Below are 14373 nucleotides of genomic sequence, written 5' to 3' on the forward strand. Positions count from 1 at the left end.
ATTCGCTCAAGGCGCTTTTCACTCCGGCCACACTCCAATCATGACTGAAGCAGACAGCCAACTTCTTGAATCGACGTTGCCCGAGCGCGAACAGGTGCACGTGGACCTTCCCACGCTGAGCGGTAACCGGGTCCTCTCTTACCGAACTGCCGGCGAAAAGCACGCAAGCGCAATCGTGATGCTGCACGGCATCGGCTCGAGTTCCGCAGGCTACCGCGCGCAACTCGCCGCACTGAGCCAACACCATCGGGTCGTTGCCTGGGATGCCCCCGGCTACGGTCAAAGCAGCCCGTTCACGATCGGCGCGCCAACCGCGTCGGACTATGCCGACGCACTCATGGCGCTGATGTCCGCGCTAGACATCTCGCGCGCCACCGTCGTAGGCAGTTCGTGGGGCAGCGTCATCGCGACGACGTTTGCAGCGCGGTATCCGATAGCCACGCACGCCCTCGTATTGAGCGCGCCCAATGTTGCACGAGGCCATCTCACCGGCAGCGAACGCGACGCGGCACGAGAAGCGCTGATGCGAAGCGGCGCGGCGCAGTCGGCCGAGGCGCGCGCCGCCGTGGTCGATGCGCTCATCGCTCCGAATGCCGCCCCGCTCGTTCGCGCGCTCGTCGCGAGGCTCAGAGACTCGGTGACACCGACAGGCTGGCAGCAGGCCGTGGACATGCTCTTCTCCACGCACACGCCCTCGGTGATGGCTTCAGTGCAGGCGCCGGTCTCCGTCATGGTGGGCAGCCTCGATCGCGTCGCGCCGCTTGAGCAGCACGCGCGGCCCATCCACGAGGCAGCCCGCAAATCGGCGCTTCACGTGCTCGACGCAATCGGCCACATGCCGAAGATCGAAGCACCCGGAACATTCAACTCCGTTGTGCTCACGGCAGCCGCAGCGCCTTTCCGCCCAACGCAACCGTGGCCCGAACCGCGCTCTCCAGCAGCGCCTTGACCTCCTTGCCCTCGACATCCGTGTTCAGAGTAGCGGGCGTGCCGATGAGACTGATGGCAAAACGCAACTCCCCGTCCCTGTCCCAGATAGGGGCGGCGACCGACACGTAACCCAGGTCCGCGCGATGAACCGTCGTGAAGCCGCATTCGCGCAATTCAGCGACCGCCTCTTCCCGCAAGGAAGCCGGCGTTCCCCCCTGTCCCTCGGAGAGCTCGCGGCCGATGAGATCGTCTGTGCGGGCAGCCTGCAGGCACGCGATGAACAGCTTGCCCGCTGCCGTCGTGACGAGGGGGATCAGGCCTGTTCTCAGTTCGAGAATGCTGCGCGTCGTCCCTTCCTGCTTGAAGAGGCTAACGGGCCCATCCTCGGTCCACGCGGTCACGGCCGCGCCGCTAAGCGTTGCATCCCGCAGCGCGATCACCTCGCGCCGGACGACATCGAATCCGTCCAGCTGGTTGATTGCGCTCATGCCCAGCGCGAGCGATGCGGGGCCGAGCTTGTAGCACCCGGGTTTCTCGTCCGCGGAAACCAGCCCCGTTCGCACGAGGCTGATCATGTAGTTGCTTGTCGCGCTCGGCGACAGGTCCGACAACGCAGCAATCTCCTTGAGAGGCAGCGCTCGCACACTCGTCTGCAACGAAGAAAGGATTCGGAATGCAATCTCGACAGATTGAATGCCGCGCCTCGCAGTCGCATTGGTCATCTTTTTAGCCCTATGAAAGTCACCAATAAACACCGCACCGGGTTTTCACGGACGGCCGCCACGTTGACACCTCTAGCGGCGCGCCCCTATAGTATTCAACAGAAATTATGTCATTCATTATTGTTGAATGCAAGACCGGCAAGACGGAGACAATCGCGGGCGATGCCAGCAACCCTGTGACGATCTCGATTTTTTATCGGTTGATTTTTCAGTACTACTACTTTTCATCTTTTCCACTTGTTTAAACCAGAAGAATAGCGACCGCATCGGAGTCAAGCTAATGGCAATTCTTGGACGTAGAGTGGTAGGCGCAGGTATCGCGCTTGTCGTAAGCAGTGCTGCAAATGCGCAGTCGAGCGTGACCTTGTATGGCATTGCGGATACCGCCGTGCAGTACATCAGCAACGTCGGAGGACACGCCCTCTATCAAGAGGAGAATACGCACGCGCCCGATATCTTCGGTCTGAGGGGAACCGAGGATCTCGGTAACGGACTGCATGCCATCTTCGATCTTCAGAACGAGTACCTGCTGAACAGCGGCCAGGCGCTGGTCCCGGGCACGTTGTTCAACAGAAAATCCTACGTGGGATTGCAGTCGGACAGCTACGGCACATTGACGCTCGGTCACCAGCCGAGCTTCATGTACGACGTTCTGGCCAATTACCAAACGCCGCTTCTGCTTGGCAATATTCTCTCGCTTCACGAAGGCAACCTCGACGAAGTCGCCAACTTCTACCAGTTCAACAACGCAGTGAAGTATGTGAGCCCGACCTTCGGCGGGTTCTCCACGGGGGCGGAATTCGCGTTCGGCAATGTGGCCGGCAATTTCGCCCAGAGCAGGGATTACTCCTTCTTCGTTCAGTACAAGTCCGGCCCCCTGAGTCTGGCCGCAACTTATGCGAACGAGAACAACCGCTTTCTGGAGCTTTCGAGCTTCATTGGCCTGCCGGCCCTGTTTGGCACGCCGCTGCGTCAGGCCGAAGGCTTAGTGGCCAACAAGCTCGTCGATTGGGGGCTGGGCGCGTCGTATCAGTTCACGAAAGTTCTGGTCCACGCCACCTTCACGCAGTCGCGCATCACGCTGTCCACGGGCCAGGGCAACGCCAACACCATCGACGCCGGCGCGAACTGGAATGTCAGGCCCGACGACGTCATCGCGATCGGCGGATGGGTGGAAAACCTCGACGGCGGAAACTGGAAGACCATCACGCTCTCGAACACTTACCTCTTTTCGAAGAAGACTTCCGTCTACCAGCAGGTGACTTTCCAGCACGCATCGGGCGCCAACGCCCTCGCTTCACTCACGGGCGCGGGCGTGGCATCCGGGCGCTCGACGACCGGCGTCTCCGTGGGGATCCAGCACCTCTTTTAGGCATCGAACGAATCGGACTTATTTTTCACGCGCATTCTTTGATTCGAGGGCCCCAACCTCACCACCGCTATTGTTTGGCGCGATTCAATCTGTTGCTTGCTTGGCCTTTCCGATGCCACACATCGACACCTATACTTCGTGAGGCGAGGCCAAGCCGTCCTCCTTCAACGCCTCGCTGGGAGTGTGATCATGAACATGTCTCTAACAATGTCGACGATCGCGGCAGCCCTCGTGTTGCTTCCTGGCGCCGCATTCGCCCAAGCATCGACCGGCGAGCAAGTCAGTCGCGCACAGGTCAAGCAGGAACTCGCCGATTGGGTGGCGACGGGATATCGAGCCAATTCGGCCCGGTACAACACCTACCCGAACGATGTTCTCGCCGCACAGACGCGTCTCGCTGCGAAACGTGCAGCGCAAGGGATATCGGCGGAACCTGCGCAGTAGCGAGCGGGGCGTCCAAGACATCTTCGTTCTGAAGGACGGCCCCCGTTACCTCGTTTAGCTCAACGTCTGAGCGCGTGCGGGCGGAGGCAAAACCTCCGGCGGAATCGGACAACGATAAGGTTGCCGCCCGCGCTTTTCGTGCAGTTCCGCTTTCGCTTCACTCAGCACCTCGGGCTGCCGGACCAGGTCGATTGCGGTGGCGGCCAGCGTCTGCGCGGCCATCAACATGCCCCGATGCGCCAGTGTCGCCTTTCCTTGCGAAACCATTTGCCAGGAATGAAACCCCGTTCCCCAAGCAAAGCATGCCGTCAGGCATTGTGTCGTCGGCACCACCCAGGTGACGTCGCCGACATCGGTCGAGCCAGTGACCGGACGCACCATGTCGGCCCGATAGGGCTGGATTTCGGTGACGATCGGCCGCGGGTCCCGAAGCGCCGCCGCGAAGTGACGCGAGCTGTTTTCGAAATCGTCGGGCGCGATCGTCTGCTGAATCCGCTTGGCGAGTTCGACATCGTCGTCGCTGACGTCAAAGCCGCCGAGCGCCCGCATATTCCTGTCCAATACCGCGTCGAGCGTGTCGTTGTGCAACACGTTCGAGCAGGCCTTGTCGAAAACGATTTCAAGCCGGGTGCCGGTCATCAATGCGGCGCCGGCGGCGATCTGCTTGACTCGCTCGAATAGCTCGCGCGCGTCTTCACTGCGCGGTGCACGCACCGTGTACAACAACTCCGCGAACACAGGCACGACGTTGGTCGAAATGCCGCCGGAATTGATGTACGCAAAGTGGACGCGCGCCTGGTCCGGCATGTGTTCGCGCAAATAGTTGACGCCGACGTTCATGAGCTCCGCCGCGTCCAGTGCGCTGCGCCCCAGGTGCGGCGCCAGCGCCGCATGAGCGGCCTTCCCGTGAAAGCGGAAGTAAGCCTGCACGTTGGCGAGCGTGGCGTTCATGAACACGGAGTTCGCAACCGACGGATGCCAGCTCAGCGCTACATCGAGATCGTCGAACAACCCGGCGCGCGCCATGAACGTCTTGCCCGCCGCGGCCTCCTCGGCGGGGCATCCGTAAAACCTGACCGTCGCCTCGATACCGTTCGCGGCAAAGTAGTCTCGTGCCGCAACCGCCGCGAGATGCGCGCCTGTCCCGAGCAAATGATGGCCGCAGCCGTGGCCGTTCGAGGTGGCTCCGCCGGCCGCCGGACGGCAGACCAGCGCGCCGCTTTCCTGGCTCAGTCCCGCCAAAGCATCGTATTCCCCAAGAAACCCGATGACCGGGCCGCCGCTGCCGGCTTCGGCGACGAACGCCGTGGGCATCCCGGCTACGCCCCGCGTCACGCGAAAGCCCGCGTCTTCGATCATCGACGCATGAAGCTCCGCCGAGCGGTGCTCGCTATAACGCATCTCGGCCAGCGCCCAAATTTCGTTGGCGAGTTCGATGTACCGCTCCTGCTTCGCCTCGACGAGGTCCTTCACGCGTGCGACGTGCTCCACATCACCTCCAATTGTTCAAGATGGACAGTCCGTTTGCACACGCGCGGGCTGCGACCAGACCCGCACCTGCCAAACGGCGGTCGGCGTAGAGTACGTCGGCAAGCGGTTCGCTTGCAGGTGAAGGAAAGTGTTGTCGTTGACTCCCGGTTGTCTCCTCCCGCAAAAATTTGATGTCATACATTGCACATGAAACTTCATCAATTGCGCGCACTGGTTGCGATTGCCGATACGGGCAGCATTCGAAACGCCGCGCGAGCAAGCGGGCTTTCGCCGGCCGCCATCACGAAGGCGATACGCGAGCTCGAGGAGGATCTGAACGTCACCTTGATCGTTCGCGAGGCGACTGGTGTGACCCTCACCGAGGCCGGGCAGACGCTGCTCGGCCACGCAAGGCTGACCGTCGGGCAACTGGCGCGCGCGCGGCAAGAGATGGAGCGGCTCTCGGGCAGCCGGCACGGGACGCTTTCGATAGCGGCCGTGTCGTGGGTCGGGCTGACGCTGCTAGGAGAAGTCATCAACGCGTTTCAAACGCAGATGCCAGAGGTCAAGCTTGAATTCTTCGAAGGATTGGCGACCGTATCGATGCCGAAGTTGCGCGACGGGACGCTCGATCTTTCGATAGGCAGGGTCAACGCGATGAATCAATCCGACGAGTTCATTCATGTTCCGCTATTTCGCACCGGCTATGCGGTCGTCGCGCGAGCGGAACATCGACTGGCTGGCTGCCGGTCATTGGAAGAACTGGGGCATGCGGAGTGGATCTTGAATCGCGACTCCTTTGCCGACGAAATCGTCGGGGACAATGCCTTCGGTGAGTACTGTCGCGCCCACGAACCGCGCATTCATATTTCGCATTCGAGCGCGATAGCGCTGGGACTCGTCGCCAGCACCGATATGTTGACCCTGATGCCTTGGCCGCTCGCCGAACAGCTCGTCAGCAAGGAAGGACTGTCGGTGCTTCCGCTCGTCGACTCCATCGCCGAATCCGAGACCAGCCTGGTATACCGGCGCGCCGCGCCACTCAGCGCGGCAGCGAAATGCTTCGTCGAGTGCCTGAAGAACGTGATTCGCGACTCGATGAATTCCGACGATCCACGCAAGCGGCGTCTCTTTCATTCTGTCGAGTGCTTGCTGTAGGCGGTCGCCACGCCGGCCGCGACGGGCGCCATTTCGTTGCTGCGTGATGCAGCGGCATGGCCTGATGCGCCGCGTATTAATCAATTCATTCATACGCAGTCCAAAATTTATTTTTGACACGTTGACCTCACAAACAACGAATGTCATTATTTTTTCAACCGGCGGCGATCGTGCCGCGGAAAACCAATTCGGAGACGGGTGTGCCAAATCAAGCAAACGATGGCGGTGCTTCATCGATTGGAGACTTCATCGCCGTGGTGTTGGGCAACGCACTGGAGTTCTTCGACTTCACCGTCTACGCGTTCTTTGCGGTGTACATCGGCAAGGCCTTCTTCCCGGCTTTTTCAGCGGCGAGCCAGGTCATCGCTTCGGTTGCCGTATTCGGCGTGGGCTTCGTCGCCCGTCCCATCGGCGGCGTGGTGATCGGCGCTTACGCCGACCGCGCGGGGCGCAAGGCAGCGCTCTCCCTCACCATCGCGATGATGGCGGCCGGCACCGCGATCCTGGCATTCACACCGTCCTATGCGGCGATTGGGATGGCGGCGCCCGTCCTGGTCGTCATCGGCCGCCTGTTGCAAGGCTTCTCGGCCGGCGGAGAAATGGGACCCGCGACGACCTACATGCTCGAAATGGCAGCGTCGAACAGGCGCGGCTTCTACACGAGCTGGCAGCTTGCGACGCAAGGCGTCGCCTCGCTCTTCGGCGGCGTGGTCGGCTATGTCGTCTCGTCGACGCTCTCGGCTTCCGCGCTGGCCGCATGGGGGTGGCGCGTGCCGTTCGTGGTCGGCCTTCTGATTGCGCCGATCGGGATCTACATCCGTCGCCGGCTGCACGAGACCCTCGATACCGAAACCGCCGTCAACGATACGGCGGAACTGGCGACGTCCATCGTCCGGCATCATCTTTCCGATTTGCTGATCGCGTGCAGCGTGCTGATCGGGCCGACGATCACGGTGTATGTCGTCGGCTACTACATGACGACCTACGGTATGCGGGTACTGCATTTCCCGGCTTCGACGTCGATGCTCGTGGGGTTCATCACCGGCGGCGTGGGAATCGTCGCATCGTTGGCCGCCGGATTAATCTATGACCGATTTCCCAACCGGAAGTGGATGGTATTGCCGCAGGTCCTGACGGTGGCGGCCATCATCCCCGCTTTCGCCTGGATGACGCAAAACGGGACCTCGAGCGTCTTCTTCCTGATGGTCGGAGGCCTCACGCTGCTGAGGGTCCTGATGGCGCCGTTTCAGCTGTGCTTCATTCCCGAGATCTTTCCGAGCGCGATTCGCAGCACCTGCGTCTCCATCTGCTTCAGCGTGCCGACCACGATCTTCGGCGGCAGCGCGCAAGTCGTCGTCGCCTGGCTCGCTACCGTCACGCAAGATCCGATGTCGCCCGCTTGGTATTTGCTGGCAGCGAACGCGATTTCGCTGCTGGGCGTCCTGGCGCTCTTTGCGCGGCATCGCTCGACGGCGGGACGCGACGACATGCTCCGCGCGCGAGCGGGGGTCTAGCGCAGACCAGCACCTCCATAAGCTATTTCAATTCGCTATTGAATCACTGCCCCTGCAAGGGCAGGTGGCCCCCTCATGCCTTGAAGCAACAGGAGAACTCGTGAAACTCAGTGAAATCGATCAAGAGATTGGTGCTCGGATCGAAGCCTATCGCGACCTGTGTGTCCACCTGAGCAACCGGCTGTGGGACCTTGCCGAAACTGCCTATGCGGAGCACGAGTCCGCGGAGTTGCAAATACGCGAACTCGAGCGCCACGGTTTTCGCATGACCCGCGAAGCGGCCGGCATCCCCACGGCGTTCGTCGCCGAAGCCGGCGACGGCGGCCCCGTCATCGGGTTTCTCGGCGAATACGACGCGCTCCCCCACTTGAGCCAGGTCGCCAACACCGCCACGCGGCAACCGGCGGTTGACGCGGGTAGCGGACATGGTTGCGGCCACAACCTGCTGGGCGGCGCAACGTTACTGTCGGCGTTCGCCATCAAGGACTGGCTCGCGGCCTCCGGGCTTCCGGGACGCGTGCGGTACTACGGCTGCCCCGCCGAGGAAGGCGGCGCCGGCAAGACGTTCATGACGCGGGCCGGCGTGTTCGCAGATCTCGACGCCGCGTTGACCTGGCATCCGGCAAGCATCCAGGCGATCGACGCGATGACGACCCTCGCGACGCTTCACGCACGCTTCACGTTTTCCGGCGTCGCGGCTCACGCCGCGGCCGCCCCTCACCTGGGGCGCAGCGCGCTGGACGCCGTGACGCTGATGAATGTCGGAGCGAACTATCTGCGCGAGCACATGCCCAGCGACGCTCGCCTTCACTACGCGCTCCACGACACCGGGGGCTCCGCGCCGAACGTGGTGCAGGCGCGCGCCGAAGTCGTCTATCAATTGCGGGCGCCCGAGTTGTCGACGATCAACTCGCTGCTGGAGCGCTTGAACAAGATTGCGGACGGCGCCGCATTGATGACGGACACCACCGTGCAATGCCGGGTGGAAAGGGCCATGTCGAACATGCGGCCCAACAAGGTTTTGTCCGATCTGATGTACCAGCGCATGCTCGCGATTGGGCCGGCGCCCTTCGATGCCGACGATCACCGTTTCGCAACGAACATGCAGGCCGCCATTTCAGCCGCGGAAGCACGAGGCAGCTTGTCGATTTTCGGCGCCCAACGGCTCGCCGGAGCGTTGCACGACAGCGTGTTGCCCGAGGAATGGATGCCATCGCTTTTGCCGGCTTCAACCGATGTAGGAGACGTCAGCTGGGTTGTCCCGACCGCCCGCTGCCTCGGCGCGTGCTTTGCGCTGGGCACGCCGTTCCACTCCTGGCAGCTCGTCGCCCAGGGCAAGTCGACGATCGCGCACAAAGGCATGCAGCAAACGGCCAAGGTCATGGCCGCGACGGCTGCGGCCCTCTACATGAATCCCACGTTGCTCGACGACGCCAAGGCGGAACTGCGCGAACAGTCAACCGTGGAGCCCTATGTGTGCCCTATTCCCGCCGAAGTCCCGCCACCGGTCCCGAAGAAGCAAGACCGGGCGCCGGCAAACTCGGTACGAGGTTCGTTTCCGGTTCAATACGCGGGGAGCAATGCGTGAAGCGCGAAAACATTCAGCAAATCTCGCTCATCGATCAACGGGTCGAAGCCAAACGCGACGAATACATCCGTCTCTCGGATCGGATCTGGGACCTCGCGGAAACGCGGTGGGAAGAATTCCTTTCAGTCGATGCGCAAATCGAAGTCCTCGAGCGCGAAGGGTTTCGCATCACGCGAAACCTCGGCGGCCTGCCCACGGCATTCGTCGCGCAAGCGGGCGATGAAGGCCCTGTCGCGGGTTTCCTCGGCGAATACGATGCGCTGTCGAACATGAGCCAGCAAGCCGCTGCGACGCAAGCGTGCCCGGTTTGCGCCGGCGGCAGCGGCCACGGATGCGGCCACCATCTGCTCGGCGTCGGCGCGATGCTCGCAGCCGTCGCCACGCGCGACTACCTCGCTTCGCAAGGCTTGCCCGGCATCGTCCGCTACTACGGATGTCCCGCGGAAGAAGGGGGCGCGGGCAAAACCTACATGGCCCGCGAAGGCGTGTTCGACGACGTCGATTTTGCCTTGACCTGGCACCCCGGCCCGTTTTCGGGAATCTTCAAATACAAATCGCTTGCCGTGATTCAGGCGTACTTTCGCTTTTCCGGCATCGCGTCGCATGCTGCCGCCTCTCCCCATCTTGGGCGCAGCGCCCTCGATGCGGTCGAGTTGATGAACGTCGGCGTGAATTTCCTGCGCGAGCACATGCCCGCCGAGGCTCGCGTCCACTACGCCATCACGGACGCCGGCGGCACCGCGGCAAATGTCGTCCAGGCCGCGGCGGAAGTCCTGTATGTGATTCGCGCGCCTGACATCGAGCAAGCGCGTGATCTATTCGAGCGCGTACGGCGCATTGGCGACGGCGCCGCATTGATGACCGAAACGACCGTCGATGTCGAAGTCGATCGCGCATGCTCCGAGGTCCTGCGCAACGCGACGATTGAAGCCTTGATGATGGCGAACCTGGAACGGCTTGGCCCTCCTCCCTTCGACGGGCCCGATCGCGCATTCGCCGCCCGGCTCGCAGAGTCCATCAGCCCGAGCGATCTGCATGAATGCCTCGATGCCTACCGAGGCCCCGCCGACACCATCGGACTTGCCGATATTCCACTGCCGCTTGCCGACGAACAGGGCTCGCTGACCGGGTCCAGCGATGTCGGGGACGTAAGCCAGATCGTGCCGACGACCCAATACCTGGGCGCTTGCTATGCCGTGGGCACCAACATGCACACCTGGCAACTCGTATCGCAAGGCAAGCTGCCCGCCGCGCACAAGGGGATGCTGCATGCGGCAAAGGTGCTCGCCGCCACGGCGGTTGACCTCTTGACCGAACCCTCGTTGATCGACGCAGCGAAAGCGGAACATGCGCGGCGCAAAGGGGGACGCCCCTACACATGTCCGATTCCCGATGCGGTGCTCGCACCGCCTTTGCGCAACCGTGCGTCAAAGAGAAATCTGACTTGACGGCAGTTCGCCGCCCTTAAAGAACATCATCGGACTTCACTCATGACGTTTTCCTACTTCATCACGGCGCTCAACGAGCGCGATGCGGATGCGCGAGTTAGCGCAGAGCATCAAGAGCGACTTGTGGAGATGTTTCAAGCCACGCCCGAATTGCTGAAAGCCGAGGTGTACACCCCCGCCGGCATCGCGACCTATCACGATGACGGACCTGCGCCACTACTGGCCCTGCGCCTCGAGTTCGCTTGCATCGAGGCGCTCGAAGCCCAAGTCGCCGAAGCCGGTTACCTCTGGCGGCTCGCGCAATCCGATGACTGGCTGGCGCTCCAGGCGACCGACGTCACCCATCAAGCCATGCTCACGCGGACCTTCCTTCCGCTGACGAAAGCCGCTGACGAATCCTCGTTCTGCAGCTACCTCGTGCACTACCCCGGCGCCGCCCAAGACTTCAATGCATGGCTCGCCTACTACGTCGCGCATCACCCGCAAATCATGCTCGACTACCCGAACGTTCGCCAAGTCAACGTTTTTACGCGCGTGGACTGGTGCGACTCCATGCCGTGGACGCGCGTGAACTACATGCAGCGGAACACGCTGACTTTTCCTTCATCGCAATCGCTATCGGAAGCGCTGACCTCACCCGTGCGCGCACGTATGCGCGAGGACAATGCCCGGTTTCCCGCGTTTTCCGGACGAGCCCGCCACTACCCGATGTCGACCACGGTAGTCGCTCCAAGCCAGATCACCAGCACCTTCCCGATATAGCTTGCAGGCCGCTCAAATAGGGCGGCCACCCACCCAAAAGGAGAAAAATGATCTGAACCCGTTCCGCACGCTGTCCCACATCACACACCAATAATTACGCATCCCTAATTATTTAATTAGGTGGTTTGGAAATCTCAATTCAGTCAGCGAATCGCGTCAATACGCCGGACTCCGAGCGGTACCTCTTTGGGGCGATTCAAGCGGCACTTAGAAAGGATCCTTGAAATGCGAAAGACAGCATTTGCCGTCGCCACTGTGCTTGGCGCGGTTGCAAGCGCCGCGCATGCGCAAAGCAGCGTGACGCTGTACGGCCTCGTCGATTCGGCGATCGGCTACACCACCAACCTCGGCTCGACCAATGGCCACATCAACCACGGCGTCCAGGCGTTGCCCGGCGCGATGTCGGCAAACCGGTGGGGGCTGCTCGGCTTCGAGGACATCGGCGGCGGAACGAAGGTCACCTTCCGGTTGGAAAACGGCTTCAACATTCAAAACGGCACGCTCGGACAAGGTGGCCGGATGTTCGGCCGCAGCGCCTATGTGGGTATCGGCAACAACAGTTGGGGCACGGTGACCGCCGGCCGCCAGTACATGCCGTTCCAGGAAGACGTGGGTAACGAAATGGCTGCCTACTACATGTCGGGCTACACGTTCCATCCGTACGACAGCGACGACATGAACGCCACGTTCCGTCCGAACAATGCCATCAAATATACGACGCCGACCATTGCCGGCCTCACGGCAAAAGGCATGTACGCGTTTTCGAACCTCGCCGGCCAGATCAATACAAACCGTTTGTGGAGCGCCAGCGCCGACTACGTGAACGCTTACCTGCACCTCGACGCGGGTTTCTTCACCGTCAATCAACCCGGCATCAATACGGTAGGCGCCGAAGCTTCCGACAATACCTACGGCGCGCTGCCCACGATTGCGGCCGGCGGCATCGCGAAGCACACGGTATGGGGCGTGGGCGCAGGGTACACATTCGGCTCCCTGCTCTGGGATTTCGTCTATACCCATGCCGCCTTCGACGCCACGGTCGGCGGAGTCCTGCGCTTCAACAACTACGAAACCAGCGTGCGCTATCAACTCACGCCGGCCACGGTATTGACCGCTGAGTATCTCTACACGAACCAGAGGAGCACCGTTGCCGCCAATGGCAACACCCACTACAACCAAGGCGCGGTAGGCATCAATTACTTCCTGTCGAAAACTTGCGACCTTTACAGCAACCTCGTCTACCAAAGAGCCGCCGGCAGCGCCCACGCCTGGATTCTCAACGAAACGTCGATGTCCAGTAACAACAGCCAGTTCCTGGCGTTGGTCGGGATCCGGAAGAAATTCTGAGGGCCGCGTTCGTGATGATGCTCGCGCCGTCTAGGGAATGCGCGATCGCATTCGCCCGCACGCCAGCCGTGTATCGCGCGTCACCGCCGAAAATAATGAGCGTCATGCGTTTATTGACGGCGAGCTTGTTAGAATAAGTTTCCTTGATCAATCAGGTACGGCGCAGCGCTGAAAGCCGCCCGCTGCGCCGTACCCGCATAGAGAGAACGAAGGTGCCGCAAGTCAAGAAAGCCGGAATGCGCGAAGCGATCCTCGCGGCCGCGTTCGACCTGTTCTGCCGCAAAGGCTATACGCCCACGACCATGTCGGAGATCGCCCGCACCGCGGGCATGACCGTCGCGAATCTGTACGTCTATTTCGATTCGAAGCTGCTGATTCTCTATGAGATCTATCAGCCCTGGCTGAACGATCAGTTGCAGGCGCTGCGCGAATCGGTGGTCAAGCTGCGTACGCCCCGCACGCGCCTGAATCGTGTCTTTACCGGCATCTGGTCTGACATTCCGGCAGCCGACCATTGCTTTGCGAATGCCTTGATCGAAGCGCTTTCAAGTGCGCCATCGGGCATGGGCAAGCCCGTCAATTTGCTGGTCCAGGTCGAGGAGTTTCTCAACGAGCTGCTGATCGAGATCCTGCCGCCGGAACGGGCAGAGATGGTCCGTGAAGGATTGCTTTCGCACGTCGTCTGGATGGCGTTCGACGGTTTCGTCATCAATCAGCGCATCGGTGACTTGAGGGACATCGAGAAGATCGCCGACCTCATGACGGATATGTTGCTTGGCGGCGCAGATACGGAAGGCACCAAGGCGGCACGGCCGCGCTCGCAGAGTGTGGCGGCCCGCTAACGGCGCTCCGACATGCCTTCCTAACGGTTATCGGTCGAAATCGCCAGCGAGCAGTGCGCCATAACCAGCGCGCTGCTCCGCGATGCCGAGCGCGCGCAGGCAATACCACAGCAATGCCTGATTGCTTGCCACCACGGGGCGCCCGAAGCGTTTCTCGATGGCATCCATGTGCGTTGCCAACTGAATGCCCGCGCAACTGATCAACAGCGCATCCGCTGTCGCCGAGGCTACCTGCAATCGTTCGGATAACTCCAGCCAACGCTCAGGGGGAATCATGCCCTGCTCAAAGGGGGTGGCCCGGGATTCCGCGTATTCGGTAACGACCTCAATGCCGTGCAGCCCAAGGAAGCGCATTTCGGCGTCCACCACTTCCGGCAGATACGGCGTCAGCAGCGCAACCCGCTTTGCGCCCACCGCATCGAGCGCAGCAAGCACCGCCTCGACGGTCGTCACCGCGCGAATCCCCGTCGCGGCCTCGATGCGCTGATTGATATGCTTTGCGCCCGCCACCACGCCGGCGGCGGTGCAGTTCAGCGCGATCAAGTCGACGCGCGCGTCCGCAAGCAGCGATGCGTGGACCTCCAGGTCTTCAAGCAAGGCGGCGTCATCGACTAGCGATGAGCGTCGAAATGGCAATCGCGACGTGAGGAACTGCACCCCATCGGGCGCCATCAATTGCATCTCATAGTCGCACAGGCCACCGGATGGGTAGAGCTGCCCGATGCGTGCGCGCGTTCCGAAACCACAACTCATGTTGGACAGATCGCCTGAAATAA

Annotated in this window: 13 protein-coding genes; 10 read left to right on the plus strand and 3 right to left on the minus strand. The window is 61.6% G+C overall.

Translation table 11 applies throughout. From position 1 onward, the window contains the following. Nucleotides 1-40: 40 nt before the first annotated feature. Nucleotides 41-949, plus strand: a complete 909-nt coding sequence (locus AAHK20_RS17120) for an alpha/beta fold hydrolase (protein WP_449182675.1) — start codon at nucleotides 41-43, stop codon at nucleotides 947-949. Here AAHK20_RS17120 and AAHK20_RS17125 read toward each other — a convergent pair. Next, a complete protein-coding gene (locus AAHK20_RS17125; protein ID WP_449182676.1) occupies nucleotides 879-1652 on the minus strand; it encodes an IclR family transcriptional regulator in 774 nt (257 codons plus the stop codon). The two genes, AAHK20_RS17120 and AAHK20_RS17125, sit on opposite strands and share 71 nt — an antisense overlap. Before the next feature lie 280 nt (nucleotides 1653-1932). Between AAHK20_RS17125 and AAHK20_RS17130 the strand changes: the two genes are divergently transcribed. Next, nucleotides 1933-3024, plus strand: a complete 1092-nt coding sequence (locus AAHK20_RS17130) for a porin (protein ID WP_449182677.1) — start codon at nucleotides 1933-1935, stop codon at nucleotides 3022-3024. Nucleotides 3025-3213: 189 nt separating this feature from the next. Continuing rightward, nucleotides 3214-3468, plus strand: a complete 255-nt coding sequence (locus AAHK20_RS17135; protein ID WP_449182678.1) for a DUF4148 domain-containing protein — start codon at nucleotides 3214-3216, stop codon at nucleotides 3466-3468. A 54-nt stretch (nucleotides 3469-3522) separates the two neighbouring features. Here AAHK20_RS17135 and AAHK20_RS17140 read toward each other — a convergent pair whose 3' ends face one another. After that, entirely contained in the window at nucleotides 3523-4959 is a 1437-nt protein-coding gene (locus tag AAHK20_RS17140; RefSeq protein WP_449182679.1) for an amidohydrolase, read from the minus strand. A 186-nt stretch (nucleotides 4960-5145) separates the two neighbouring features. Between AAHK20_RS17140 and AAHK20_RS17145 the strand changes: the two genes are divergently transcribed. The 7 genes from AAHK20_RS17145 to AAHK20_RS17175 all read left to right on the plus strand — a co-directional run bounded on the left by AAHK20_RS17145 (nucleotide 5146) and on the right by AAHK20_RS17175 (nucleotide 13597). After that, complete coding sequence (locus AAHK20_RS17145) at nucleotides 5146-6096, plus strand: LysR family transcriptional regulator (protein ID WP_449182680.1); 951 nt, start codon at nucleotides 5146-5148, stop codon at nucleotides 6094-6096. A 200-nt stretch (nucleotides 6097-6296) separates the two neighbouring features. Beyond that, a complete protein-coding gene (locus AAHK20_RS17150) occupies nucleotides 6297-7610 on the plus strand; it encodes an MFS transporter (RefSeq protein ID WP_449182681.1) in 1314 nt (437 codons plus the stop codon). Between the two features lie 100 nt (nucleotides 7611-7710). After that, nucleotides 7711-9198 carry an amidohydrolase gene (locus tag AAHK20_RS17155; protein WP_449182682.1) on the plus strand — a complete coding sequence of 496 codons (1488 nt, stop codon included), beginning with the start codon at nucleotides 7711-7713 and terminating at the stop codon, nucleotides 9196-9198. Next, nucleotides 9195-10646 (plus strand): amidohydrolase, encoded by a 1452-nt coding sequence (locus AAHK20_RS17160; RefSeq protein WP_449182683.1) that lies wholly within the window; start codon nucleotides 9195-9197, stop codon nucleotides 10644-10646. The genes AAHK20_RS17155 and AAHK20_RS17160 overlap by 4 nt, the downstream gene beginning before the upstream one ends. Nucleotides 10647-10688: 42 nt before the next feature. Then, nucleotides 10689-11408 carry an ethyl tert-butyl ether degradation protein EthD gene (locus tag AAHK20_RS17165; RefSeq protein WP_449182684.1) on the plus strand — a complete coding sequence of 240 codons (720 nt, stop codon included), beginning with the start codon at nucleotides 10689-10691 and terminating at the stop codon, nucleotides 11406-11408. A gap of 186 nt (nucleotides 11409-11594) precedes the next feature. Then, complete coding sequence (locus tag AAHK20_RS17170) at nucleotides 11595-12755, plus strand: porin (protein ID WP_449182685.1); 1161 nt, start codon at nucleotides 11595-11597, stop codon at nucleotides 12753-12755. 236 nt (nucleotides 12756-12991) lie between these two features. Beyond that, complete coding sequence (locus tag AAHK20_RS17175; protein ID WP_449182686.1) at nucleotides 12992-13597, plus strand: TetR/AcrR family transcriptional regulator; 606 nt, start codon at nucleotides 12992-12994, stop codon at nucleotides 13595-13597. 27 nt (nucleotides 13598-13624) lie between these two features. On the opposite strand, the gene AAHK20_RS17180 is transcribed toward AAHK20_RS17175, so the two are convergent. Further along, complete coding sequence (locus AAHK20_RS17180) at nucleotides 13625-14350, minus strand: maleate cis-trans isomerase family protein (RefSeq protein WP_449182687.1); 726 nt, start codon at nucleotides 14348-14350, stop codon at nucleotides 13625-13627. Nucleotides 14351-14373 lie beyond the last annotated feature (23 nt).

It is taken from the genome of Trinickia camelliae, assembly GCF_053525655.1.

What these genes read in the sequence shown, in the direction of transcription:
- AAHK20_RS17145 (WP_449182680.1), top strand. Translation starts at nt 5,146, where the DNA reads ATGAAACTTCATCAATTGCGCGCACTGGTTGCGATTGCCGATACGGGC.
- AAHK20_RS17125 (WP_449182676.1), bottom strand. Translation starts at nt 1,652, where the DNA reads ATGACCAATGCGACTGCGAGGCGCGGCATTCAATCTGTCGAGATTGCA.
- AAHK20_RS17130 (WP_449182677.1), top strand. Translation starts at nt 1,933, where the DNA reads ATGGCAATTCTTGGACGTAGAGTGGTAGGCGCAGGTATCGCGCTTGTC.
- AAHK20_RS17180 (WP_449182687.1), bottom strand. Translation starts at nt 14,350, where the DNA reads ATGAGTTGTGGTTTCGGAACGCGCGCACGCATCGGGCAGCTCTACCCA.
- AAHK20_RS17135 (WP_449182678.1), top strand. Translation starts at nt 3,214, where the DNA reads ATGAACATGTCTCTAACAATGTCGACGATCGCGGCAGCCCTCGTGTTG.
- AAHK20_RS17120 (WP_449182675.1), top strand. Translation starts at nt 41, where the DNA reads ATGACTGAAGCAGACAGCCAACTTCTTGAATCGACGTTGCCCGAGCGC.
- AAHK20_RS17165 (WP_449182684.1), top strand. Translation starts at nt 10,689, where the DNA reads ATGACGTTTTCCTACTTCATCACGGCGCTCAACGAGCGCGATGCGGAT.
- AAHK20_RS17175 (WP_449182686.1), top strand. Translation starts at nt 12,992, where the DNA reads ATGCGCGAAGCGATCCTCGCGGCCGCGTTCGACCTGTTCTGCCGCAAA.